The sequence below is a fragment of the Thioalkalivibrio sp. ALJ16 genome (assembly GCF_000377345.1).
In the GTDB taxonomy this organism is placed as follows: domain Bacteria; phylum Pseudomonadota; class Gammaproteobacteria; order Ectothiorhodospirales; family Ectothiorhodospiraceae; genus Thioalkalivibrio.
The window spans coordinates 189156-214191 of record NZ_KB898038.1; the positions used below are offsets into that span (position 1 = coordinate 189156).

General features: G+C 67.5%; 18 protein-coding genes. 8 read left to right on the forward strand and 10 right to left on the reverse strand.

Annotated features, from left to right (window positions below):
* The first annotated feature begins 129 nt into the window (after positions 1–129).
* Together D000_RS0102960 and D000_RS0102965 are read left to right on the forward strand one after the other, a co-directional pair.
* The gene (locus D000_RS0102960; RefSeq protein ID WP_018872066.1) at positions 130–1386 is read left to right on the forward strand and encodes an efflux RND transporter periplasmic adaptor subunit; all 1257 of its coding nucleotides are present in this window, start codon (positions 130–132) and stop codon (positions 1384–1386) included.
* Complete coding sequence (locus D000_RS0102965) at positions 1383–4565, forward strand: efflux RND transporter permease subunit (RefSeq protein ID WP_018872067.1); 3183 nt, start codon at positions 1383–1385, stop codon at positions 4563–4565. The genes D000_RS0102960 and D000_RS0102965 overlap by 4 nt, the downstream gene beginning before the upstream one ends.
* Before the next feature lie 204 nt (positions 4566–4769).
* On the opposite strand, the gene D000_RS0102970 is transcribed toward D000_RS0102965, so the two are convergent.
* Together D000_RS0102970 and D000_RS0102975 are read right to left on the reverse strand one after the other, a co-directional pair.
* A complete protein-coding gene (locus D000_RS0102970; protein WP_018872068.1) occupies positions 4770–6092 on the reverse strand; it encodes an MFS transporter in 1323 nt (440 codons plus the stop codon).
* Between the two features lie 156 nt (positions 6093–6248).
* A complete protein-coding gene (locus D000_RS0102975; RefSeq protein WP_196800588.1) occupies positions 6249–6866 on the reverse strand; it encodes a TIGR02281 family clan AA aspartic protease in 618 nt (205 codons plus the stop codon).
* 235 nt (positions 6867–7101) lie between these two features.
* Between D000_RS0102975 and D000_RS0102980 the strand changes: the two genes are divergently transcribed.
* The 3 genes from D000_RS0102980 to ispG all read left to right on the forward strand — a co-directional run bounded on the left by D000_RS0102980 (position 7102) and on the right by ispG (position 10524).
* Positions 7102–7899: a hypothetical protein gene (locus tag D000_RS0102980; protein ID WP_369772916.1), complete on the forward strand. Its 798-nt coding sequence runs from the start codon at positions 7102–7104 to the stop codon at positions 7897–7899.
* Between the two features lie 30 nt (positions 7900–7929).
* Positions 7930–9042, forward strand: a complete 1113-nt coding sequence (locus D000_RS0102985; RefSeq protein ID WP_018872071.1) for a hypothetical protein — start codon at positions 7930–7932, stop codon at positions 9040–9042.
* Between the two features lie 255 nt (positions 9043–9297).
* On the forward strand, positions 9298–10524 hold the full coding sequence (gene ispG / locus D000_RS0102990; RefSeq protein ID WP_018872072.1) for a flavodoxin-dependent (E)-4-hydroxy-3-methylbut-2-enyl-diphosphate synthase: 1227 nt from the start codon (positions 9298–9300) through the stop codon (positions 10522–10524).
* A gap of 240 nt (positions 10525–10764) precedes the next feature.
* Here the strand turns inward: ispG and D000_RS0102995 are convergent, their stop codons facing one another.
* The 7 genes from D000_RS0102995 to D000_RS0103025 all read right to left on the reverse strand — a co-directional run bounded on the left by D000_RS0102995 (position 10765) and on the right by D000_RS0103025 (position 20976).
* Positions 10765–11139, reverse strand: a complete 375-nt coding sequence (locus D000_RS0102995; protein ID WP_018872073.1) for a hypothetical protein — start codon at positions 11137–11139, stop codon at positions 10765–10767.
* A gap of 532 nt (positions 11140–11671) precedes the next feature.
* Positions 11672–13153, reverse strand: a complete 1482-nt coding sequence (locus D000_RS0103000; protein WP_026279728.1) for an AMP nucleosidase — start codon at positions 13151–13153, stop codon at positions 11672–11674.
* 68 nt (positions 13154–13221) lie between these two features.
* The gene (locus D000_RS0103005; protein WP_018872075.1) at positions 13222–14817 is read right to left on the reverse strand and encodes a Na/Pi cotransporter family protein; all 1596 of its coding nucleotides are present in this window, start codon (positions 14815–14817) and stop codon (positions 13222–13224) included.
* Positions 14818–15122: 305 nt separating this feature from the next.
* Positions 15123–15779: a TorF family putative porin gene (locus D000_RS0103010; protein ID WP_018872076.1), complete on the reverse strand. Its 657-nt coding sequence runs from the start codon at positions 15777–15779 to the stop codon at positions 15123–15125.
* Positions 15780–15858: 79 nt separating this feature from the next.
* Positions 15859–17250: a magnesium transporter gene (mgtE, locus tag D000_RS0103015; RefSeq protein WP_018872077.1), complete on the reverse strand. Its 1392-nt coding sequence runs from the start codon at positions 17248–17250 to the stop codon at positions 15859–15861.
* A gap of 603 nt (positions 17251–17853) precedes the next feature.
* Complete coding sequence (locus D000_RS0103020; protein ID WP_018872078.1) at positions 17854–19425, reverse strand: PAS domain-containing methyl-accepting chemotaxis protein; 1572 nt, start codon at positions 19423–19425, stop codon at positions 17854–17856.
* Between the two features lie 168 nt (positions 19426–19593).
* Entirely contained in the window at positions 19594–20976 is a 1383-nt protein-coding gene (locus tag D000_RS0103025) for an HDOD domain-containing protein (RefSeq protein ID WP_018872079.1), read from the reverse strand.
* Between the two features lie 112 nt (positions 20977–21088).
* On the opposite strand from D000_RS0103025, the gene motA reads away from it, so the two are divergent.
* The 3 genes from motA to D000_RS0103040 are packed head-to-tail and all read left to right on the forward strand — an operon-like array spanning position 21089 to position 23943.
* On the forward strand, positions 21089–21940 hold the full coding sequence (gene motA / locus D000_RS0103030; protein ID WP_026279729.1) for a flagellar motor stator protein MotA: 852 nt from the start codon (positions 21089–21091) through the stop codon (positions 21938–21940).
* A 19-nt stretch (positions 21941–21959) separates the two neighbouring features.
* Entirely contained in the window at positions 21960–22883 is a 924-nt protein-coding gene (gene motB / locus D000_RS0103035) for a flagellar motor protein MotB (protein ID WP_018872081.1), read from the forward strand.
* Position 22884: 1 nt separating this feature from the next.
* Positions 22885–23943, forward strand: coding sequence for a GTP-binding protein (locus D000_RS0103040; RefSeq protein WP_018872082.1), 1059 nt, complete (start codon positions 22885–22887; stop codon positions 23941–23943).
* 71 nt (positions 23944–24014) lie between these two features.
* Here the strand turns inward: D000_RS0103040 and D000_RS0103045 are convergent, their stop codons facing one another.
* Complete coding sequence (locus tag D000_RS0103045; protein ID WP_018872083.1) at positions 24015–24995, reverse strand: M14 family metallopeptidase; 981 nt, start codon at positions 24993–24995, stop codon at positions 24015–24017.
* Positions 24996–25036 lie beyond the last annotated feature (41 nt).

Consider the following 25036-nt stretch of genomic DNA (forward strand, 5'->3'; position numbering starts at 1 on the left):
GGCGAGCGCCACCGGTGATACCATGGGCGGGCTGTGGAACCTCCTCCCGCGGCTTCGCTCCAAGCCCCCGTCCGGCCACCCGGCAGGCCCTGCCCTGACCGGACCGCATGAACCACAATCGAGACATCCATGCCGAGCGCCCTTCGTCGAACCCTGGTCCCTGTCCTCGTGATCGCCGTGGCGGTGGCGGGGTTCGTGCTGCTGCGCGCGACCGGTCCCGAGGCGCCGCCGCCCGATGCCGCCGAGCGCAGCTGGCCGGTGCAGGGCCTGACCGCCGAACCCGGCGCCCATCGCCCCGCCGTAGTGCTGAACGGCCGTGTACAGTCCGCTCGCAGTGCCCGTCTGCGCGCGGCGGTCGAGGGCGAGATCGAGGCGGTGCCGGCCCGCGCCGGGCAGCGGGTCGCCCAGGGGGACGCGCTGGTCCGGATCGACCCCCGCGAGGCCCGGCTGCAACTGGACCAGCGCGAGGCCGAGCGCCGCGAACTCGAGGGCGCGGTCGAAAGCGAGGCGCTGCGCGCCCGCTTCGACCGCGAGGCCCTGCAACGCGAGCGCGACCTGCTGGCCATCGCCGAACGTGGCCTGGAACGCGCCCGTGACCTGCGCGAACGCAACCTGGGTTCCGAATCGGACGTGGATGCCGCCCGCGAGCGCCTGCAACAGGCCAGCATTACCGTGGACAACCGCGAGCAGGCCGTCGCCGACTCCCCGATGCGCCGAGCCCAGGCCGAGGCGCGGCTGGCGCGTGCCCGCGCCGCCGAGGAACAGGCACGCATCGACCTCGAACGCACCACCGTCCGGGCACCCTTCGATGCCCGCATCGTCGCGGTGGAGGTGGCCAGCGGCGAACGCGCCCGCCCCGGCGACCTGCTGCTGAACCTGTTTGCCATCGACGACCTCGAGATCCGCGCCAGCCTACCGGAACAGCGACTGGCGCAGGTCGAGGCCCTGCTGCACGAGGAGGTCCGGCTCCCGGCCACGGCCAAGGTCGGCGGCCAGCGTATCGAGACCGAGCTGGCCCGACTGGAGGGCGAGACCCGGACCGGCGAGGCCGGGGTGCGCGGGGTATTCGAGGTACGCGACGGGGGCCATAGCCTGCCCCTGAACCGTTTTGTCGAACTGCGCCTGCTGCTGCCTGAGGAACCGGACAGCCTGGTCGTGCCGTTTGAATCACTGTTCGGCCGCGACCGGGTGTTCCGCATCGTCGACGGCCGCCTGGAATCCCTGCAGGTCGAGCGCCTGGGCGAGGTCGTGGATGCCGACGGCGACACCCGCGCCCTGATCCGCAGCCGCGACATCGCCGCCGGCGACACCCTGCTCGCGACCCGCCTGCCGAACGCCGTCGACGGCCTGCGCGTCGAGGTCGAAAACCGGGATTCCGGCGAATGAGCGAGACCGGCCCCGCGAACGCGCCCGAGCGCCCGCTGCCCGGGGGCGGCGCGCAGGACAGCGACCGGCCGCCCCGAGGCCCGATCCAGCTGTTCCTGGAACATCGCCTCGCGGCCAACCTGCTGATCGCCCTGATGCTGCTGGCCGGGGCCTTTGCCCTGACCAAGCTGAACACCCAGTTCTTCCCCAGCTTCGAGCTCGACTTCATCACCGTAGAAGTGCCCTGGACCGGGGCCAGCGCGGAGGATGTCGAACGCGCCATCGTCGACCCGCTGGAGCAGGACCTGCGCACGGTGGACGGCCTGCGCAACATGACCTCCACCTCGGCGCTGGGCATCGGCGTGGTGACCATGGAGTTCGAGGCCGGGACCGACATGACCCTGGCGCTGGAACAGGTCAACGACCGCGTGAACCAGCAGCGCAATCTGCCGGAGGCGGCCGAGACCCCGGTGGTCACCCGGGTGATTCGCTATGAACCCGTCGCGCGCCTGCTGCTGACCGGGCCCGACGACCCGCAGCAGCTGCGCGTCCTCGCCCGCCAGTTCGAGCGCGAGCTGCTGGATGCCGGCATTGCGCGCATCGAATTCACCGGCCTGACCGACGACGAGATGGCCATCCAGGTCCCCTCCGCCACACTCTATCGCCTGGACATGACGCTGGCCGACATCGGCGAAGAGATCCGGACCATGGCCCAGGATCTGCCGGCCGGCTCGGTCGGGCGCGACGATACCGCACGCCAGATCCGCAGCCTGGAACAGGCCCGCGACATCGTCAGCTTCGAGCGGCTGGTCCTGCGCGGCGACGGCGAACTGGGGCGCCTGACCCTGGGCGATATCGCCACCCTCGACCTGCGCCACCGCGACGGCCAGGTGCGCGCCCGCGCCAACGGCCAGCGCGCGATCGAGATGCAGCTGCTGCGCTCGGAGACCGGCGACTCGCTGGCGGCCGCCCAGGTCCTGGAGGACTGGCTGGCGCAGACCCGCCCGGCCCTGCCCCCGGGTGTCGAGCTGCAGGTGACCGACGCCTTCTGGGAGCTGCTGTCCGAGCGCATCACCCTGCTGCTGAAGAACGGCTTGGGCGGCCTGCTGCTGGTGCTCGGGATCCTGTTCCTCTTCCTCAATCGTCATATCGCCCTGCGCGTGGCACTGGGCATCCCGATCGCGTTCACCGCCGCGTTCGTGGTGCTGTGGGTGGTGGGTGGCTCCATCAACATGATCTCGCTGTTTGGCTTCATCATGTCGCTGGGGATCATCGTCGACAATGCGATCGTGGTGTCCGAGCACGCCTACAGCCTGCACCAGCGCGGGCTCTCGGCCAGCCGCGCCGCGCGCGACGGCGCCCGCCGCATGGTCGGGCCGGTGATCGCCGCCTCTCTGACCACGGTGGCCGCCTTCCTGCCGCTGATGCTGATCGGCGGCATCATCGGCAACATCCTGTTCGACATCCCGCTGGTGGTGATCTGCGTGATTGTCGCCACGCTCCTGATCGCCTTCCTGATCCTGCCGGCGCACCTGAAGGGTGTGATGCACCGGCTCCAGCCACCCCGCGCCGGCAGCCTGCGCGAGCGCTTCGACAACGGCTTCGAGACCTTCCGCAATGGCGCCTTCCGCCGCGCGGTCACCGTGTCGGTCAACCACTCGGGCACCACCCTGGCGCTGGCGGTCGGCGCGCTGATCCTCGCCATCGGTCTGGCCGCCAGCGGACGCATCGGCTTCACCTTCTTCCCGTCGCCCGAGGGCACCATCGTCAACGCCGGGGTCAACTTTGTCGCCGGCACACCGCCGGAGCGGGTCGAGGCCTTCCTGATCCACGTCGAGGAGGCCCTGGCCGAGACCGAGGAGGCCCTGGGCGGCGACCTGGTGCGCGCCTCCGTCACCCGGCTCGGCCGCGGCATCGATCCCGGCGACGGCAACGCCCCGCGCGGCGACCAGTTCGGCAACATCCAGGTGGAGCTGGTCTCGCCCGAACAGCGCGAAGTGCGTAACCGCGAGTTCATCCAGGCCTGGGAGGACCGCGTGCGCCAGGCCCCGGGCATCGAGAACTTCAGCATCGACGAGCGCCAGACCGGGCCGCCCGGACGCGACCTGGAGGTGCGCCTGACCGGCGATGACCCGCACGCATTGAAGAACGCCGCCCTCGACCTGGCGGAGCTCTTTGATGACTTTGCGGGCACCTTCGCCACCAATGACGACACGCCGTTCGGTCGCGAGCAACTGGTGTTCCAGGTCAAACCGGAGGGCCGCGCCCTGGGCCTGACCACCGAATCGGTCGGCGCCCAGCTGCGCGATGCCTACGATGGCCACCTGGCCCAGCTCTACCAGGACGGGCTGGAAGAGGTCGAGGTGCGCGTGCGCCTGCCGGATGCCGAGCGCCATTCCAGCGAGAGCCTGGAGCGCCTGAACCTGCGCCTGCCCAGCGGCGAATTCGTGCCGCTGGGCAGCGTGGTGGACCTGCGCTCGCGCCAGGGCTTCGAGACCCTGCGCCATGCCGACACCCGTCTGGCGATCCAGGTCTCCACCGAGGTCGACCGCAGCGTGAACAACGCCGCGCGCATCCGTGCGGCACTGGAAGACGGCCCGCTGGACGACCTCGCGGCGCGCCACGGCATCGAATACTCGTTCGAGGGGCGCGCGGCCGACCAGGCCGAGACCTTCGCCGACATGCGCACCGGCCTGGTCCTGGCGCTTGGGCTGATGTACATCACCCTGGCCTGGGTGTTCGGGTCCTGGGGCTGGCCGCTGATCGTGATGGCGATCATCCCGTTCGGCATCCTCGGCGCCCTGCTGGGCCACTGGATCCTCAACGTGGAGCTGACCATCCTGTCGCTGTTCGGGCTGTTCGGCCTGACCGGGATCGTGGTCAACAACTCGATCATCCTGGTCAGCTTCTACCAGGGCCTGCGCGAGGCCGGCCTGGCCCTGCAGGAGGCGATCGTCGAGGCCGCCTGCCAGCGCCTGCGCGCGGTGATCCTGACTTCGGTGACTACCATCGCCGGCCTGACCCCGCTGCTGTTCGAGCGCTCGGTCCAGGCCCAGTTCCTGATCCCGATGGCCATCTCCATCGTGTTCGGCCTGGCCATCGCCACCGTGCTGGTACTATTCGTGATCCCCGCCCTGCTGCGCCTGTACGAAGGCCGCTTCGACCGCGGCGCCACCCTCACCCACCACGCCTCTGACTAACATTTGCATGTGGCCCACCGCTAAGGGGGCCAGATCAAGAGCGATTTACAGGAAAGTTCGAAGATGGGAAGGATGATTTGGGTGTGGACAGCGGGATCTCGCTAGCACCCTGACAGTCCCACACCCCAGCCACACCATCTACGGCCAAACCCAATCCCTCTTCCTGTCTTCACATCTTCCTGTAGACCGCTTTGACCTTCACCCTCAGCGGTGGGAGCGGTCGGCGAGGTGGATGGGGATGGAGGCGAGCAGCGCGGCCAGGAACAGGAACAGGCAGAACAGGATGGCATTGGCCAGCCCCAGCCAGACCTGCAGCAGCCCGATCCCGGCCAGTCCGAAGATCGCGGCCGCGCGCGCCGACAGGGCCCAGAACCCGAACCAGCGCCCGGCCTCGCGCACCGGCACCATCATCCCGACCAGCGCGCGGCCAGCCGACTGTGCCGAACCCAGGCACAGCCCGGCGACGATCCCCACGCCGAGGAACACCATCTGCGCCTCCACCGGCCGACCCAGCAGTGCGCTCAGCCACTGCGCGATGGTCGTGGTGCCGAAGATCGCCACGACCGCCAGCGCCCACAGCGCCAGGGTCAGCCGATAGATCCGCACCGGCCCGGCACGGTCCTGCAGGAAGCCGAAACCGATGGCCCCGATGATCGCGGTGACCTGGGTGATCACGAACATCGCGATGCGCACCGGCTCGTCCCACTGGATCACCTGCGAGCCGTAGATAAAGGTGAAGGAGATGATGATGTAGATCCCGGCCATCATGAAGAAGATGGACACATACAGCGCACGCAACTCGCGGCGCTGCCCCAGCGTGACCAGCGCCGCGCGCACCCGCCGCCAGCCCAGGCCCAGCTGCAGCCGCCGACGCATGCGTCGGCGCGTGCCGCGCTCCTTCAGGAACAGGAAGGTCGGGATTGCCGAGATCAGGAAGAACACCGCGGCGAACGGCCCCACCCAGCGGATACGCTCGAAGTTCTCGGCGCTGACCTCGCCCAGCAGGCCCAGGGCAAAGGCGGTGGCGATCAGCCCGCCGATATAGCCCATACCCCAGCCCAGCCCCGAGATCCAGCCGAGCTTCTCCGGCGGCCCGAGGCTCGGCAGGAAGCTGGCGATGAAGGATTCGCCGATCGCGTAGCCGAAGTTGGAGGCGATGATCAGCGCCATGCCGAACAGCACCAGCCCCGGCTCGACGAAATACAAAAGCCCCGTCGTCACCACCGTCAGGATCCACGAGGCCATAAGGAAGCGCTTGCGCGAGGCCGTTGCATCCATCACCGCCCCGGCGAACGGGGCCGCGATCACCACCATGGCATAGCTGATTGCCAGCGCCAGGCTCCACAGCAGATTGCCCAGGCGATAGTCCGGTGCATCCCCGACGATGATGCGGGTGAACAGATCGCCGAAGATCACCGTGATGATCAGCAGCGTGTAGGCCTGGTTGGCGAAGTCGAACATCGCCCAGCCAAAGATCTCGCGGCGCGCGGCGGGGGCGTCCTCGGGGTGGCGCCGAATCAGCGGCATGCAGGGGTTCCCGGATCCATGACGGCCCACATGCTAACGCACTGGGAGCCTGTCGGGTTTGGCAGGGACCGGCTGCGCGCGGTGGGAACGCAGCGCCTTCGAGCGCTCTCCCGCGTCGAGCGCCCGGACCCGGCAGCGAGCCGGACCGCCGTGGCGTTACCGCTCGCGGATCACGAGTGCATCGCCATCCGCCACGACCTCGAAATGTTCCAGAAAGCTGCGCCCCAGACGCGAGCGCGGCAACGCCGCGTCGGGCAAAACGATCGCAGTCACCCCGGTCTGGCGCAGGCCGCCGACCTGCAGGCGCTCGATGCGCACGCGCTGGCCATGCACATACCCGTGCTCGCGCTGGATACGCACCGACCGCCCCGCACCCGGGTCGATCCCGGCGCGCTCGGCATCGGCCGCGCGCAGCAGTACCGAATCCGCATCCCGGTCCACCACCAGCGTAATGGCCGTGCCATTCACGCCCGCGGTGACCGCATGGTCGCCGCGCGAATCACGGTGCACCCGCAACTCGGCCCCACCCGCGGACGGCGCCGCCGCCCCGGCCGTCGCCGGGCGCACGCGCAGTTCGTGACGCTCGCCGCGGTATTCCACCAGGGCCGCCCCCGGGCTAGTGCGCAGTACCCTCACCCCGCCCGGACCGGTCTCGCCGGGCGCGACCACGCCACGCTCGCCATCCACCGACAGCACCGCCCGATCGCCAAATACCGCGTGCAGGCGCAGGTCCGCCTCCGCCAGCGCCGCCGGCGGCAGCCACAACAGGGCCATAAGCAGCGCTGGCCCGAGGCGGCGCCGCGACCGGACATTGATGTGGCAGGAATAGGATGTGCAGGCCATAGATTCGTTATAGCGGTTCCCGCTGAACAGAACCGGAACACCGCCATAAAACCCGGGTTGGCCCCGGCGCCTGCTACCATCGGGACGTACCCAGTGCCCCGGAGCCAACGTGTCCTCGTCGTCGCCCACCTCTCCGTCCGGTTCGACCCCCACCCGCCATGTCGCACTGCGGCATGCCTTCACCGTAACCCTGCTGGTGATCGGGCTGTGGCTGATGCACATGTACCTGCGCATCCTGCCGGAGGCGGCCGTGATCCTGCTGTGGGTCGGCGTGACCCTGACCATCGCGCTCGGGGGCTTCCGGCGCCATCGCATTCGCCGCGCCGCCTTCCTGCGCGGCTATCTGGAGCCCACCAGCCTCTGGCCCCGGCGCCTGCGCGGCGGACCGCTGATGGCCCTGCGCCACCTGCTTGCCGGCATGCTGCTGGGCGGGCTGATGCTGATCGCGCTGGCCCGGGTCCCGACACCGGAGGCCTGGGCCGCACTGCTCGTCGCCGGCTTCGTGCTGGTGGCCGGCGATGCCCTGTTCATGCGCTGGCTGCGCGGACACGCCCACCCCGACTTCGCCCCGGAGCTGGCCCGCCGCGCAGCCCTGTGGGTCGCCGGGGCACTGCTGATCGTCGCCCTGATGCTACTGGCCCTGCAGGCGCGCTATCCCGACCTGACCGGTGCCAGCCTGGAACAGGCGGTCTGGTTCCTGGTCCAGCACGAAGGCGCGCGCAGCCTCCTGCTGGAGACCGGGCTGCAACTCGCCGCCGCCCAGGATGCCGTGCGCCTGTGGCTGGGCCAGCAGTGGTTCCCGCAGGGTGTGCAGTCACTGCCGGCCCTACTCGGCTGGCTGCTGGTACTGGCCGAACAGGCCTTCCTGGCTGTCGGCTTCCTGCTGCTGGCCAACGGTCTGCTGCCACTGCGCGCGGCGGACGATGCCCTGGGCGACCCGCGCCACGCGCCGGTCATCGAATAGCCCGGGGCGAAGGTACCGGCGACCGTGGCGTTGTCCGCAGCCCCCGCTCCCGCGACCGGCACACTCCGCGCCGGTGTCTGGCTGCTGCTGACCCTGCTGGCCAGCCTGGCGCTGCTGTGGCTCGCCAGCCATTACCCGCCGCACAGCTGGCAGCCCGAACCGCCCCTGACCCTGCAGCTGGGCGAACAGCGCTACCAGCTCGACCGCGAACGCCTCAGCACTCTCGAACGCTACACCCTGGAGTGGCTGCAGGCCGGTGACCGCGCGGCACAGGAACACTGGCAGGCGCAGGTGGATGCGGAACTCGAGAGCCGCTTTGCGGCCCTGCACGCGCGGGTCCCCGCGGTGGCGGAGGCGCACTTCTCCCTGCGCGCGGAATATGCCCGCCTGTGGCTGCGCGGCACGCAGTGGCTGAGCGAGCCCGATCCGGATGCCGAACCCGATCCTCAGGCCCGCATGCTGCGCGAGCATCTGCTGCCCGAGGCACTGTGGGAATCCCCGCTGCAGGAGCTGGCCACCCGCGTGGAATGGGGACTGGACGAGCAGCAGCGTCAGGTCCGGGATCAGTGGCGCCTCGAGCTGGCCGCCCACCTGACGGATGCCCGCATCCCGAACCCGCCCCCCGCAGCGGCGGCGACCACGACCCGGGAGATCGACCTCGGGCACCGCCTGCATGCGGCGCTGGACATAGACATGGAACGCTTCGACCAGCGCACCAGCCTGGCCGCGACGGCCGCCGCCGGCACCGGACTCGCGACCCCGCTGATTGCCCGCGCGCTGCAGGCCCGGCTGGCGGCGCGCGCCACGCAGGCCGGCGTGGCCCGCAGTCTGGGCCGCGCGGGACGCGCCGGGGCCCTGGGCGCCAGCCTGTGTACCTGGAGCGGACCGTTCTCGCTGGGCTGCGGGGTCGCCGCCGCCGGGGTTGCCATCGTGGGGACCGACTGGCTGCTACTGCGCCTGGACGCGGCACGCCATCGCGACGACCTCGAACAGGCCCTGCACGAGGCCCTGGACGCACTGGAGGCCGAGACCCGCGAGGCACTACACCAGGCCATCGCCGCGCGCGTGGAGGCCCGCCACGCGGCCAGCCGCGCCAGCCTGGAACGCACCTTCCAGCCCTGGACCTCGAACCCGGAGCGCTGAGCGCAACGCCCCGCATCGACACCCCGAGGCACGTCCACCACGCCCCCCCGGCCGAAGCCCCCGCTCGTCATCCCGGCCGCAGCGCAGCGAAGAGCCGGGATCTCCACCGCCAGCTCCACCCCGACGCCGGCCCCAACGCCCGGGACACCCGCTCACCAGGGCACGGACCAACCCCGGCACGAAAGCGGCGTCTCGGCAGTCGCGCCGGGCTGCGTTACACTCCGCGCACCGTTTTCCCGCCCCGCGTAGCTCAACATGAACACGACCCCCACCCGCCGCAAGACCGTCCCCGTTCGCATCGGCCACGTCACCGTCGGTGGCGATCACCCGGTGATGGTGCAGTCAATGACCAACACCGACACCGCCGATGCCCTGCGCACCGCCGTGCAGGTGGCGGAACTGGCGCGCGCCGGCTCCGAGGTCGTGCGCATTACGGTGAACTCCGAGGATGCGGCAAAGGCGGTGCCGGAGATCCGCGAGCGGCTGGAGGCCATGGGGCTGGAGGTCCCGCTGGTCGGGGACTTCCACTTCAACGGGCACAAGCTGCTGACCAAGTACCCGGAGTGCGCCGAGGCGCTGGCCAAGCTGCGCATCAATCCCGGGAATGTCGGCCGCGGCTCGAAGCGCGACGCCCAGTACGCCGCGATGATCGAGACCGCGATCCGTTTTGAGAAGCCGGTGCGCATCGGCGTGAACTGGGGCAGCCTGGACCAGGCCCTGCTCGCGCGGATGATGGACGAGAACAGCCAGCGCGCCGAGCCGGCCGCGCCCGAGGCGGTGATGCAGGAGGCGCTGATCACCTCGGCGCTGGAGAGCGCCGCCGAGGCCGAGCGCATCGGTCTGGCCCACGACCGCATCATCCTCTCGGCCAAGGTCAGCGGCGTGCAGCCGCTGATCAGCGTCTACCAGGACCTGGCCGCTCGCTGCGACTACCCGCTGCACCTCGGGCTGACCGAGGCCGGCATGGGCGCGAAGGGCATCGTCGCCTCCACCGCCGCGCTGGCCGTGCTGCTGCAGCAGGGCATCGGCGACACCATCCGCATCTCGCTGACCCCGGAGCCCGGCGGCGACCGTACCAAGGAAGTACTGGTCGCCCAGGAGATCCTGCAGAGCATGGGGCTGCGCAGCTTCCTGCCGTCAGTCGTGGCCTGCCCCGGCTGCGGGCGCACCTCCAGCGAGTACTTTCAGCACCTGGCACAGGACATCCAGTCCTACATCCGCCAGCAGATGCCGAGTTGGAAGCGGCAGTACCCGGGCGTGGAGGAGATGACCGTCGCGGTAATGGGCTGCGTGGTGAACGGGCCCGGCGAGAGCAAGCACGCCAACATCGGCATCTCCCTTCCCGGCACCGGCGAGCAGCCGGTGGCCCCGGTCTACGAGGACGGCGAGAAGACCGTGACGCTCAAGGGCGAACGCATCGCCGAGGAATTCCAGGCCCGCGTCGAGGCCTACATCGAACGCCGCTACGGCCAGACCGCCTGACGCCTGCTCCACGCCTTCGTCACTTTGAGTGGCACCCGAATATTTTCAGCGCCCACGGCGCTGCTTCGACGGCGCCGTATGGCGTTGGCACCCCAGGTGTCCCGCATCCGCATTGCGGCGCGCGTCAGTCAAACGGGTTGACCCGCCCCAACGGGCTGTACCACCCGTCTGGTCTCGGAACACCTGGGGTACCAACACAGCCGTATCTCGTGACCGCATGGCCCCGGGGGCAATTGCCCCTCAGCGATTGCATCGGTGCGCGAGGATCATTTCCACGCCCTGCCGCTTGAACGGCGGGATGGCCTCAAGGATCTCCCGCACACCCGACTGCGGCAGGCGTTCGCAGATCCGCGCCAGCGCGTAGTTACTCAGCCCCCGCGCCAGGCGGCCGACGTCCTCTGCCGGCAGCTGCCGCACTACATGGGCCTGGGCATCCTCCGTGAGCCGCATCAGGCGCAGCCGCGCAGTGCCGGGCTCGCCCCCCTGCAGCGCACGGCTTACGACCTCCAGCGCCGCATCCGGACGCTCATCACGCCAGAGGATGGGGGCCACCGCGCCCGCATCCATCCCGGGAAAATGGTTGTTGTTCAGGTGTTCTGCGTAGATCGGGTTCATCGCGTTTCTCCTCGCCAATGAGCTGGCGTCAAACATGACGCGCAGCAACAACACGGCCGCACTCAACATGCGGAACAGAAACGTGAAGGACGGTGGCGGGAATGAAACGGTTGAACGGTGGCGAGGAATACAGGTACGTACCCACTTGCGTGCCATCGGGGATGTCGCGGCGCGCAAGAGGCAGTGAAGGGCGGGCGGCTAGATGACCCGAGTCCCCGGTGCTTCCTGACGCGACAGGCGACAAAACCGCTTCAGGCCATCACCGGCCTTCACGTGTTTAGATCGACTACTGTCACTTTCCATTGATGCAATGGCCTCTGATGCTTCGGAAGTGCCCCCGGCGCAAACCGAGAACACGCAAAACTATATCTGCGGCTGCCTTTACCTGAAACCCCTCCTGCGTCGGAATTTCAGAAAAACCACACATGCCCGGCGTGCCACGGGAAAACACGGACCAACATTTGCCTGGCAGCCATGCGTCGGCTATACCGAACGATGGCCCGACCAGACGGCTTTACGCCTCTTCCTGGTGCTACAGAAAAGCCGTTTCGTTGAAGGAACGCAGCTTGCGGCTGTGGATCTCCTCGATGGGCATCTCGCGCAGCAACTCCATCGCGCGAATCCCGATCTCCAGGTGGCGGGACACCTGTGTTCGGTAAAAGCTCGACGCCATGCCCGGCAGTTTCAGTTCACCATGGAGCGGCTTGTCGGAGACGCACAGCAGCGTTCCGTAGGGCACACGAAACCTAAAGCCGTTGGCCGCGATGGTGGCGCTTTCCATATCCAGAGCGATGGCGCGGGACTGGCTGAGTCGCCTCACCGGGCCGGACTGCTCCCGCAACTCCCAGTTCCGGTTGTCGATGCTGGCGACCGTGCCGGTGCGCATGATCCGCTTGAGGTCATAGCCTTCGAGTTGCGTGATCTCCGCCACGGCATCCTGCAGCGCAATCTGAATCTCGGCCAGCGCCGGGATCGGGACCCATACGGGCAGATCAGCATCCAGCACGTGGTCCTCGCGCACATAGGCATGGGCGAGTACGAAATCCCCCAGTGCCTGGGAGCTGCGCAGCCCGGCGCAATGGCCGACCATCAGCCAGGCACGCGGACGCAGGACGGCGATGTGGTCGGTGGCGGTCTTCGCATTCGATGGCCCCACGCCGATATTGACCAGCGTGACTCCCGCGCAACCCGGTCGCTGCAGATGGAAGGCCGGCATCTGCGGCGAACGGGTCCGAGCGGGGATCGGCGCGTCGGGGTCGGTGATTACGACGTCCCCCGGCGCCACCAGCGCACTGTAGCCGTTGTCGGGATCGCGCAGCTGTGCGCGGGCGAAGGCCTCGAACTCGTCCATGTAGAACTGGTAATTGGTGAACAGGACGTGGTTCTGGAAATGCTCGGGCGCAGTGCCCGTGTAATGCGCAATCCGCGCCAGCGAGTAATCCACCCGCTGCGCGCTGAACAGGGCCAGCGGCAGGGAGCCATCCTCGCGCGCCACGGCATCGCCGTTGGCCGCTTCGTCATTCATGGTAGTCAGATCCGGCACATCGAAATTGTCGCGCAGCGAGCGCTCCTGCCCGTCATGCTCCGGCGGCTTCACCTCACCCCTCCCGGCCATGGCAAATTGCAGGGGTATCGGCGTGGTGGAGGGACCCACGCTGACCGGGACACCATGGTTCTGCATCAGCAACGTGATCTGCTGATACAGGTAATCTCTGAAAAGATCCGGGCGGGTCACCGTGGTTGTGTAAGTACCCGGTTCCGTCACGTGACCGAAGCTCAGGCGCGCATCGATTAGATCAAAGCGCGCGGTGGAAAAACGGATTTCCGGATAGCAAGCCCTGAAACGGGCAGCCGGCGGCTCACCTCTGGAAACACCTTGAAATGCTTCGACAAGAAATTGTGTTGCGTCCGTGTAGAGCTCTTCGAGACAGGCGACCGCCTGGTCGGCATCCGTAAAAGAGCGAAACTCGGGCACCGCAGGGGTCCGAATTGGAGGCAATCTGTTCGGCGTCATCCGGATTCTCCTTTCTGTTTGGCCAGTGCCTCGGTGCCTGAATCGCATCAGCTCGGTAACAAGCATGCTTACGTGTCCAGCGCCTCGACCTCCGGTTCGTTACGGCAGTAGACATATGCCACGCCGCTCAGACGGCGATTGAGTTGCTGGAAATCGTCGAGGATCTCCCAGACCGGGTACGGCAGACCGATCTGCGTGCGCTTCGCATGGATCAGCCAGCTACTGTTCTCCTGCTTGCGTTCCAGGATCTTTCGCCCCAACTCGGGGCGTTCGCGCATCAGCATCCGGGCGACTGTATTCATCTGCTGCGAGAGTCGCGTCGCGGCCTCGGACAACACCGGGCGTGCGGCCGCTAGCGCATCGGGATGCGCCTGCAACAGCCGCTCGACATCCTCGTGCAGGTTCGTTCCCAGCGTGCGCACGATGACCGGCAGTTCGCGCATAAAGTCGTCTAGGGTCTCCTTCAGGATCTGATCGTTTGTGTCCAGCGCGTCGTCCGGAATCCCGTCCAGAAACTCCACCAGTTCGTCACGAACCTCCAGGATCTGCCAGCGCCGGTGATCCATCTCCGTCTTCAGCCCGGCAGGGAACTGCCCCTCGGCAAGGGCGAGCATGGCCCGTTCGCGAATCAGGTGCAGTTGGTCAAACATCTTCAATGTCTCCCGCAGCACGGCGTTGAGCGCCAGCACCGGATTCTGCAGGAGCAGCGGATCGAGGCTTGTGGGTCCGGAAGGCTCGGTCATCGCCGGCTCGGGGACCAGGATACGAACCCAGCGCCCCAGAACGGCGGCGAACAGGATCGCCGCGCAGGCAACCAGGTTGAACAGCGTATGCCCCCAGGCCGCCTGCTGCGGCAGTGTACCGGGCAGCATTTCCAGCGATGTCAGTGGCACGTGCAGCAACACGGCGGTCAGGACCACCGCCAGCGGGCCCTTAACCAGCAAACCCGCCAGACCGAGCCTGCGTCCCTGACGATCGTTCCAGCCGGCGACCAGCACCGTCAGCACCAGGCCGATATTCGCGCCCAGCACCCACAACAACAGCATGGTCAGATCCACCTGGCCGCTGGCAACCAGGGCGAGCGCGAGCGCGATCGACGCCGTGGCACTCTGCATCATCAGTGTCAGCAGCGCGGCGCCAATCAGAAACAGCAGCGGCAGCTGCCCCAGCGCGGCAAACAGATTCACAACGGCAGGATCACTGCCGAGCGCGCGCGCGGCATCCCCCAGCAGCCCCATCCCCAGCAGCATGAAACCGAAGGCCAGCAGCGCCTGCCCGACACCTCGCGGCCGCGGCGCCTCGACATACAGGAACAGGACCGCACCCAGGGCAATGAACAGCCCGGAAAACGCCTGCAGATCGAAGGACAGCACCTGAATCAGGGCCGTCGTGCCCAGTTGCGCCCCCAGCAGGACCGCCAGGACATTCTCCCAGGCGACATTTCCGCGGCGGGTCATCTGCACCGAGAGCAGCGCTGCAGCTGTGGACGACGGCATCACCACCCCACCAGCGACACCACCGACCCATGCGCGGGGACGGGTGCGGGTAAAGCCCTGCAGCCAGTCGATCAGGTCGCCCCCCATCACCCTTGCAAAGCCTTTTCGCAGAAAGCGCAGGCCAAACAGGATCAGCAGGACGCCTGCCACCAGATTGATCATTTCCATCACGGCACCTGCTCAACGGTTGAGACTCGGTTCGTGCCCTTTCAAGCATCGAAAGTGGTTGCCCGGCGCACCCGACAACAGGCCGATCACCCACGCAAACGGCTGGCGCCCAACCGACCCATGATCGGGCAGCCGGGAACCTGATGCGACCTGACTGCAGGTTATGGAATCGGCGTTGGCGAGCACAGGGCCTGTTCAGATTCAGGCCCGGAAAAAGAAACGGGCCGTGCCCCGGCGCTGAGTTCCGGGAGACGGCCCGCAGGTCAAGGAAACCCGGTTTCCTTGCCGTCCGGTTGGACGACGTCTCAGAAGTTCAGCGTATATCCGGCAACCAGGAGGTCCTGCGCATCACTCTCATCGCGCGATGCGTAGGTCAGGGAGAGCGTACCGAAATCAAACGCATACGCTGCACCCAGTTCCCAGAAGGTCGCGCTGTCGTCGTCGGCCGGATCGTCATAGCCCACTCCGCCAAAGAGCTCGGTACGCGGGGCAACTTCATACTCGGCGCCCAGGAACCACACGCGGCTGCCTTCGGCATCGCGATCGTCGGCGTGCAGCACATAGCTGACTTCGGCGAAGACCGGACCCCACTCGGCCCCGATGAAGATCTCGCCCTCGTCTGCATCATCCAGGCGGGAGAAGTGGAAGTACTCGTACCCGAATTCCATCCCGACCGGCCCGGCGTCGAAGGCATAGCCGATGAACGGGACCACCTCGATGCCGTTTCCGCTCCCCAGCGTGGAGGCCTCCACACCGGTAAACACGCCACTCTCAAGGTCGAACTCGAAGCCGCCCTGCAACACCGGGTCGTTGTCGGACTTGGATTCCCCATTGTCGATGTAATCGGTGAACAAACCGATGTGGAAATCGGCCTCGGCCGCCTGAGCCGCCGGGAAGCCAAGGGCGAACACACCCGCCACGGCGGTGGCCAGGAGGCTGCGCGGGAATTTGCGATCAGTCATGTCAGTTCCTTTTCTATCAAGATTGGTTTACAGCGGTGTTGCCGGGGCCGCCCCCGACAACACGATCAAGATTTTCCGTTCAACCCGCCGTCGGCATGTGCGCGCTCAGCAGCCAGGCGGCCATCCCGAAGTACACGGCCAGGCCGGTGAAATCCTTGATGGTGGTGATGAACGGGTCGGCACCGGGCGCGTGATCCACGCCGATCTTCAGCAACAACCACGGCAGCAGGAAACCAAGGAGGGAGGCCGTGAAGACGGAGAAGAACAGCGCAACACCGACCACGACGCCCAGCTGCGGGATGTCATTCGGCGCACCCTGCCAGAAGTAGGCAATCGTCCCGGCCAGCACGGCCATGATAACCCCCATGGCCAGACCCACACCGGCCTCGCGCACCATGTGGCCGCGGAAGAAGCGGCTCAGGTTGATATGTCCCAGGGCAAGCCCGCGGGCAAAGATCGTGGTCGACTGCGTGCCGACGTTGCCGCCCATGTCCATCACCAGCGGGATGAAGATGGCCAGCGCGACCACCGCCGCCAGGGTGTCCTCGAAGAAGTCGATCACACCACCTACGGCCAAGCCGCCGGCCAGCGTCACCATCAGGAAGGCCATGCGCACCTTGACCGCATAGCCAATCCCGCCGGAGGTCAGCTTTTCGGAGCGAACGACATCCTTGTGATGCAGCAGATCGCCGATCCCCGCCTTCTTGTAGAAATCCTCCGAGGTGTCTTCTTCGAGAACATCCATTGCATCGTCAATGCGCAGCACACCCACCAGCACGCCATCGGCATCCACCACCGGCAGGTACGGCAGGTCCGTGCGCTGCAGCAGCCGGGCCGCCTCCACCTTGTCACCGTCGGGCGTGGTGCAGAAGTCCTCCAGCTCGATCAGCTCGCCGACCGCCTGGTCGGGCTCCGCGCGGAACATGCGGCCCAGGCGCACCAGTCCCTTGTAGTGATGGTCGCGATCGGTAATCAGCAGCGCCGCCCCGACATCATCCGGCATGTTGCGATCCCCGCGCAGGCGAGCGGTGACCTCGCCAACGGTCTCTTCCGGGGTCACCCAGAACACCGGTCGGCGCATCACCCGGGCCACGGTGTCCTCGTCCTGTCGCCACAGCGCACGCACCTTGTCGCGCTTGGCGCCCGGCAGAGCACTCAGCAGATCGGCCGCGAGCGGCTTGCCCACCAGGGTCAGAGCGCGCGCCAGGGTGTAGGCCGGCAGGCCCTGGACCAGCTCGCGTGCCTCCGGCTCGGGCATGTGCTCGAACAGGATCGCCTGCTCTTCGTCATCCATCGCCAGGAAGATAGCGCGACGCTCGTTGCGATCCACGCCCTCGAGGATCACCCAGCGCGAACGCGGGTCCAGCTCGGACAGGCGGTTGGCGGTGATGGCCGGCACCGGGTGGATCATCTCGTCGCGGGCAGCACCCACGTCGCCGGCATGAATCATTTCCAGGATCTTGTCGTTCATTGCAATGCTCCTTGTGCTCAAAAAATAAAAAACGCACGCGGGGCATTACAAAAGACAAAAGAATCCCGTGACCGCTGGTGGCGGTCTTTTACAAAACCCCCATCAGCGAGACGAACACACTTTTACTTTTCTCACTGCCCCGCAGTGAATTTCCGGGCTAGACCCGGGGTCGTCGTCTTCAGGCGCTGGCATGGCGGCCTCCTGCTGGTTATTCATGGGTACAGTCCAATCCGTTACGCGCACGACAACGCGCGCATCGGCCCGGAATCCGGGCAGAGGCGGACATCGTCGAACGGCATGGGGCAGCGCGCTACGCACAAGGGCGGGCACAGTGCGGGATGAGGGGCTGGGGAGGCGCCCGTGAGGGGCGCAGGGGGAAGCGCTCTGTCACCCCCCGGAGTCACGCATATCGCTGACACCGGGGGGCACCACCGCTTTACCGGGTGGCGGGACCCCGCTGGCAACGATATGCACGCTCGTACCGGCCGCCGGCCCGACGTTCATGCATCCATCGACAACAGTCCATTGACAGACCTCTGCTACTAAAGATAGGCGCGATTGTAGTTGCGCATATTCAATAGCGCAACCCTGAAAAGTAAAATTCTAGCCAGCCTTTTGTTCAAACCGCTGAATCAGCGCTTTCAGCTCGGCGGCCTCGGCCTGCATCCGTGCGCTGGCGTCGCGCGCATGGGCCGAAACCGATCCGGTCTCGCTGGCCACATCGCGGATGGAGGTCACATTGCGGTTGATCTCCTCGGAGACCGCGCTTTGTTCCTCGACCGCCGTGGCGATCTGGGTGTTCATCTCGGTGATCTGGGCGACCGCCTCGCGGATGGTACTGAGGGAATCCCCGGCGGCACGCGCCTTTTCCACGCCGTCCGCGGCCTGTTCCTGGCTGCTGCGCATGGCCGTCATCGCCTCGCGGGCACCGCTTTGCAGGCTTTCGATCATGCTGCGGATGGTCACGGTGGATTCGTCGGTGCGTTGCGAAAGCGAGCGCACCTCGTCCGCCACCACTGCGAATCCGCGACCATGCTCGCCCGCACGGGCGGCCTCGATCGCGGCGTTCAGCGCCAGCAGGTTGGTCTGCTCGGCGATCTCGCGGATCACGCTCAGGATCTTGTCGATCTCTTCGGTGCTGGCCTCGAGCTTGCCCAGCTTCTCGGCCGTCGCCTCCACCTCGGCCGCCATGCGGTTGATCACGGCCACGGTGCCATTGACCACCTCGTGGCCGGCGCCGGTCTCCTGCACGGCATGATTGGCGGCCTCGGCCGCATGCGCGGAATTGCTCGCCATCTCCTGGATGGTCGAGGTCATCTCGTTCATGGCCGTGGCGACCTGGTCGATCTCGTTTTGCTGACGCTCGACGCCTGCCGCGGTCTGCTCGACGCTGCTGGCCATCGCCTCGGCATCGGCACTGACCACCTCGGCCTTGTCCTCGATCCGCCCGAGCACCGTGCGCAGGGTCGCCTCGTTGAAGCGCTGGATCAGCTCCAGCGAGGCACTGTCATCGCGGCGCCCGGTGTAGATCGCCTCCATCACCGGGTTGTCGAATACCGCGCGGGCTCGATCCACGGCCTGCCGGATACCCGATGTGAATACCAGAGATGCCGCCCCCCCGGCGGCAAAGATCAGCACCAGCAGCCCCGCCAGGACCAGCGGTGAAGCCACCAGGTTCACCGCCGCCAGCGCGAGCAGCAGGCCCACGATCCAGGTGCCGGCAAGGCGGCAGGTCAGGCCGTGGTACCAGCGCCGGGCAAAAGTCCGGCCCTTCTGGATCGCGGCGTAGACCTTCTCGGCACGCGCCACATGCTCGCGCTCCGGTATCGCCCGGACCGACTCGTAACCGGTCTTGCGGCCTTCGTCGTAGGCGGGGGTGACAAAGGCATCCACCCAGTAGTGGTCGCCGTTCTTGCGCCGGTTCTTGACGATCCCCATCCACGGCTGGTCGGCCTTCAGGGTCTCCCACATGTTGGCGTAGGCGGCCGCCGGCATGTCCGGGTGGCGCACGATGTTGTGGGCGGAACCCTTCAGTTCGCCCCAGTCGAAGCCGCTGACCTCCACGAAATCCGCATTGGCATGCAGGATTCGGCCCTTTTCGTCGGTGGACGAGATCAGGTCGCCATGCCGGTCGATCGAATACTCCGTCTGGGTGACGGGAAGGTTCTTGCGCATGTGGTACTTCCTTTTGCTGGTGTCGCGGGAGCCGACCCCGACGAATCGTCGCGTCTTCGCCCTGGCACTTACGGCAATCGCGCGGACTGCCGTGCCTTATATACGAACTTGTACATGTATCGGCCGCCCCGCCGGAGACTTGAGATCCGTATCGAACCCGCGCGCGAGTCAGCCGACCTTCGGTCGCGAGGCCGCCTCCAGCACCTGACAGAAACCCTCGAAGGCGGCCGGAGTCAGCTCGAGGTCGCGCGTGCGGCGATCTGCATAGACCATGCCCAGCACCTGCTCGCCGTCGCACAGACGGCCCACAAAGCCGGACACGCCGCCGGTGAGCTGGCGCACGTCGGCGGGCAGATCCGCGAGCGGGACATCGCGGCCCCACCACTGCGGCCGGCCATTCTCCAGCGCACCGGCCAGCCTGCCCAGGGCGGCTACCGGGATCACGAAGTGGCTGAACTCGGGTTCGTGCAGCGTTCCGACCAGGTGCTCCGCCCGCAGCGACTCGCCATCGCGCGCAAGCCGCGCAAACACCACGCGGTTGAGCCCGAGTCCGAACTGCATGACCCGCAGCATACGCCGGATCCGGCGCACCCGGTCACCCTCGGCACGCAGTGCGGTCAGCCCTTCATCCAGGATATCCCGCCGCGGCAGCAATCCCAGCGGTGTCTGATGCCGCGGCGCCCCAACCCAGACCCGGCCCGGGATCCCCGGGTCCAGCGGCGAGCGCCGATACACCGTCGCGTCCTGGTTGAAGCGCTCGATCACGGCGCCCAGCCGGTCCACGAGCACCTTCTCGTTCTGCCCGGCCAGGCGCGCGAGCAGCTGCAGGTCCCGATCCCCCCGCACCGTGTCCATACCGCACAGGATCTGCCAGGCCAGCGCACTGGACGCCATCACCTCCAGGGCCCGCGGATGCATCGCATTGACCGCCCGCTGGGTGCCGATCAGAAGCTCCGGGAGCTCCATCTGCTCGGTCATTGCCCGCGAGAGATCATCCGTCGCATACCCCAGCGCCACATAGCTGGCCTCGTCAGGCAGCGCGTTCAGTTCCAGCATCGCCAGCAGGCGGTCGGCCCGCGGTTCGTCCCCGATCAGCAGCGCCAGAAACCCCAACTGATTCAGGAGTGCTGCCAGGGCGACCTCGCCCGGCTCGCTGTCATGCCGCAGGCCGGCGACCTCGGCCGCGATCAGGGCTGCCAGCCGCGACTGCGCCGCCAGGTCGCGATACGCCTGGGCCTTGCGGACGACATCCGCCACCCGTGGCGCCTCCTGCACGATGCGCCGCACACCCTGCAGACCCAGCATGCCGATGGCATCCGCGAGCGCATGCACCTCCTGCCGCAGCCCGCGGCGCGAGCGGTTCGCCTGCTGAATCAGACGCAGGGCCAGCCCGGGGTCCCGTTCGGCGTACTGTGCCAGTTCGCGCAGGGGGCGCGTCGCCAGGGCATCGGGGTCCGCGAAGGTGGTGGCGCTGGCCTCGAGAATCGGCCAGTCCAGCCCACTCAGGATCCGTGCCTGCTCGCTGTAGGGTGCGTCCTCGTCCTGGGACATGCTGTACCTCATGCAGGGGAGCCGTTATCGTAAAGACGATCAACTATAGCAACGCATGCCGGGCGGATGGTCTGCCCGGCATGCCCGCTGCAGCCATGTGGGGTCGCGGTCCGTGAAGTACATACTTGGAATCGTCGTCGTCTTTTCGTCGGTCTTTGGTGGATACTACTTTCATGGCGGCGACCTCGGGGTCATGTGGCAGCCATACGAGTACTGGATCATCGGGGGCGCGGCAATCGGGGCGTTTCTGATCGCCAACCCGATAGGCGTGGTAATGGGCGTCTTCAAGTCCATCCCCAGCCTGCTCAAGGGCAGCAAGTACAAGTCGGAGGACTACCTTGACCTGCTGGCGCTGATGTACAAGCTGTTCACCAAGGCCCGCAAGGAAGGCCTGATGGCGGTCGAAAGTGACATCGACGAGCCGGAGAGCAGCGAGATCTTCCAGGCCCATCAGCGGGTCCTCAAGGATCATCACGCAATGGAGTTCATCACCGACTACATGCGCCTGATCATCTCCGGCAGCATGAACCCGCATGAGCTCGATGCCCTGATGGACCTGGACCTCGAGACCCACCACGAAGAGGCACACCAGCCCGCCCATGCCGTGCACCGCGTCGCCGAGGCCCTGCCCGGCTTCGGGATTATCGCAGCGGTGCTCGGGATCGTGATGACCATGGGTAGACTCGACGGTTCTGTCTCGGAGATCGGATCCAGCGTGGCAGCCGCCCTGGTTGGCTCACTGCTCGGGATTTTGATGGCCTACGGCTTCGCCGGCCCGACCTCGACCGCGCTTGAGTCCCGCGCCCAGGAAGAGGCCAAGTTCCTGCAGTGCATCAAGGCCTGCATCCTGGCCAACGTGCAGGGCTACAGCCCGCAGGTCGCGGTGGAGTTCGGCCGCAAGACCATGGAGGGAGCGCTGCGCCCGACCTTCGCCGAACTCGAGGAGCACGTGAAGGGGGCCTGACGGCACCCGGATCACCACCATGGGCGTCGAGGACAAGACCCAGCCGATCATCGTCAAAAAGAAGGTGGTCCAGGGCGGCCACCACGGGGGCGCGTGGAAGATCGCATTTGCGGACTTCACACTCGCGATGATGGGTTTCTTCCTGGTGATGTGGCTGCTCCTCGCCCTGGACGACGATGACCTTGCCGGCATCTCCCAGTACTTCCAGAACCCATCCGCTTTCGTGGGCGACGCGGTGGCGCCCGGACAGACCCCGGGCGACGGCACCGGCGTCGATCCCTCCATCCTTGATTTCGAGGGCATGCCCGAGATCCTGGTGGACCCGGAAGCGTTGATGGGAATTGATGCCGACACCCTGGACGACCTCGCCGATGCACGTGACCGCGAGGCCCTGGAGGCCCTCCAGGAGGCGCTGGAAGAGGCCCTGGACCAGAGCCAGGCGCTGGAGCCGTTCAAGGACCAGCTGCTGCTGGATATCATGCCCGAGGGCCTGCGCATCCAGATCATCGATCGCGAGAACCGCCCGATGTTCGCCAGTGCCAGCGCACAGCCACTGGATCACGCGGACGCGATCCTGCGCGAGCTGGCCGGCCTGATCAATCAGGTCCCCAACCGCGTCTCGATCACCGGCCACACCGACGCCCGCCCGCTGCTGCGGCCGGACTACACCAACTGGGAGCTCTCGGCCGATCGCGCCAACGCCGCCCGCCGCGCACTGGTCGCCGGCGGCACCGAGCCCGACCAGATCGCCCGCGTCGTGGGGCTGGCCGCCAGCGTACCCTTTAACCGCGAAGACCCGGAAGCCGCGATCAACCGGCGGATCACCCTGATCGTGCTGAATCAGGAGGCGGAAGAGGCGATGTACCGCAGCCTCGAAAGCGAAGGGACCGCCCCGGAAGCGCTCCAAGACGACCCGGAGGCCTCCGGCGACGGAGCCGGCTAGCGTGCAGCGGCACCAGGACATCCCGCTCAACCTGATCACCGGGTTTCTGGGCGTCGGCAAGACCACCGCCATCCGCCACCTGCTCGCGCAGCGCCCGGAGGGCGAGCACTGGGCGGTGCTGGTCAACGAGTTCGGCGAGGTCGGGGTGGACGGCGGCCTGCTGGAGGATACCGGCGTCGCGCTGGAGGAGATCCCCGGCGGCTGCCTGTGCTGCGTCTCCGCGCAGATGTTCACGGTCGGCCTGAACCGGCTGATCCGCAGCCAGCGTCCCGACCGCATCCTGATCGAGCCCACCGGGCTCGGCCACCCGGCCCAGATCATCCGCACCCTGACCGAGCCGCCCTACGCCGGCGTACTGGACCTGCGCGCCACCGTCACCCTGATGGACGCCCGCCACCTGGCCTCGCCCCGGCATCGCGAGCACCCGAACTGGCAGGACCAGATCGCCCTGGCCGACGTGCTGCTGGCCAACAAGGCTGATCTCTACAGCGAGGCCGACCGCGAGGCCCTGCAGGCCTTCGTCGCCGCAATGCCCGCGCCCAGCCCCCTGGTCGTGGAGACCACCCAGGGCCGCATCGAACGCGACTGGCTGGACCGCCCGCGACTGGATCGGGGCGGCGCCCTGTTCCCGGAGGCCCGCGCGTTCCTCGCGAACACGCAGGCAGACCCGGGCCACGACCACGACCACGACCACGACCACGACCACGACCAACGGCATGATGACACGGCCCATGCAGGCGACGAGTGGGTCACCATCGACACCCGCGGTGACGGCTACATCGGCCGCAGCTGGCTGCTGCCCGCGGGACAGCTCATCGACCATGCCGCCCTCGCGGGCCTGGTCGCGGATTTCACCGGCGATCGGCTGAAAGGCCTGGTCGAGACCGACCGCGGCTGGCACCGCCTCAACCGGGTGGACGGCCACGGCGCCCTGGAACCGATGGAGGCCCCGGCCACCCCGCTGCGCCCGCGCATCGAGGCCATCCTGCCGGAGTCCGCGACCACCACCCTGGACGCCCTCGCCCGCGGCCTCGAAACCGCCGTAGCCCCGAGTCGCTGACCGCGCCCCGCAGCAGCGCGCCCCCGGAAATCCCGAGATCCATCAGCGGGCAGTTGCCGACAGGGCGGCGCTCAGACCACCTTGCGGTCGCTGAACTCGGCGCGGTAGAACCACTCGTTGCCCGGCAGCGCGTTGGGGTTGGGAAACACGATGAACCCGGGTTCCGGTGCCCGCACCTCGGTCCCGTCGGCGCGCACGCCGATCAGGTCACCCGCCTCCAGCGGGTCGAAGCTCTTCCATTCGCGGGCAAACCGATCCTCCGGGTGATCCCGGTCGATCACCTCGACCAGGCGCAGTACCTCCGGGTTATCCTGCCCCGGCGTGGCCGACTCCGGCAGCATGCCCAGGTGCGCCAGGGTGTTGATGATCGCGTTGTAGGCGACCACCGGGGCCTGCGGGTCGTCGTGCTGCCCGCACTCCAGGGTCACGCCGTAGCCGCCCTGGCTGCGCATGTATTCGGTGGTTCCGATCCCGTAACTGGGATCGGTGCTCAGGATCTGCGCCCGGTGGCTGGCGTTCGGGTTCTTCATTCGCGCCGCCACGCCCCGGGCATAGGTATCCAGCCAGCCCTCGACCATGCGCCGTGGCCCCAGGCAGGCCGCCAGCGCCTCTTCCTCGCGGGCCTGCGCGAAGCCCTCCAGCGGGCCTGCGTTATTGCGCGGGCCGAGCATGATGAATGGCTGCCCGCCGGTATGGAATGAATGCAGGTCCAGCAGCACGTCGTGCGCCGCCAGCAGCGGGCAGAGCACGTTGGCGATGCGGTCCTCGAAATCCTGCGGATCCTCGGTCACCCGCAGGTTGCGGTTCAGGTTGCGCTCGCCCATGCGCTGGCCGAGCTCGTAGGCCAGCGGATTGGTGCGTGGCACCAGGGTCAGTGTGCCGCACAGCAGGCGGCGCGCGCCGCTCTCCAGCTCCTCGTGCAGGCGCTCGGCGGCCTGGGTACCGCAGGTCTCGTTCCCGTGCACCGCCCCCAGCACGATCAGGCGCGGGCCCGGCTCCAGGCCATGAAAGGTGACGGAACGCAGCGCGGTGGGGTGAGCCGGATCGGGCATCGGGCAACTCCAGGTGGTGAATGGCTGCGCAAAGGCTACCC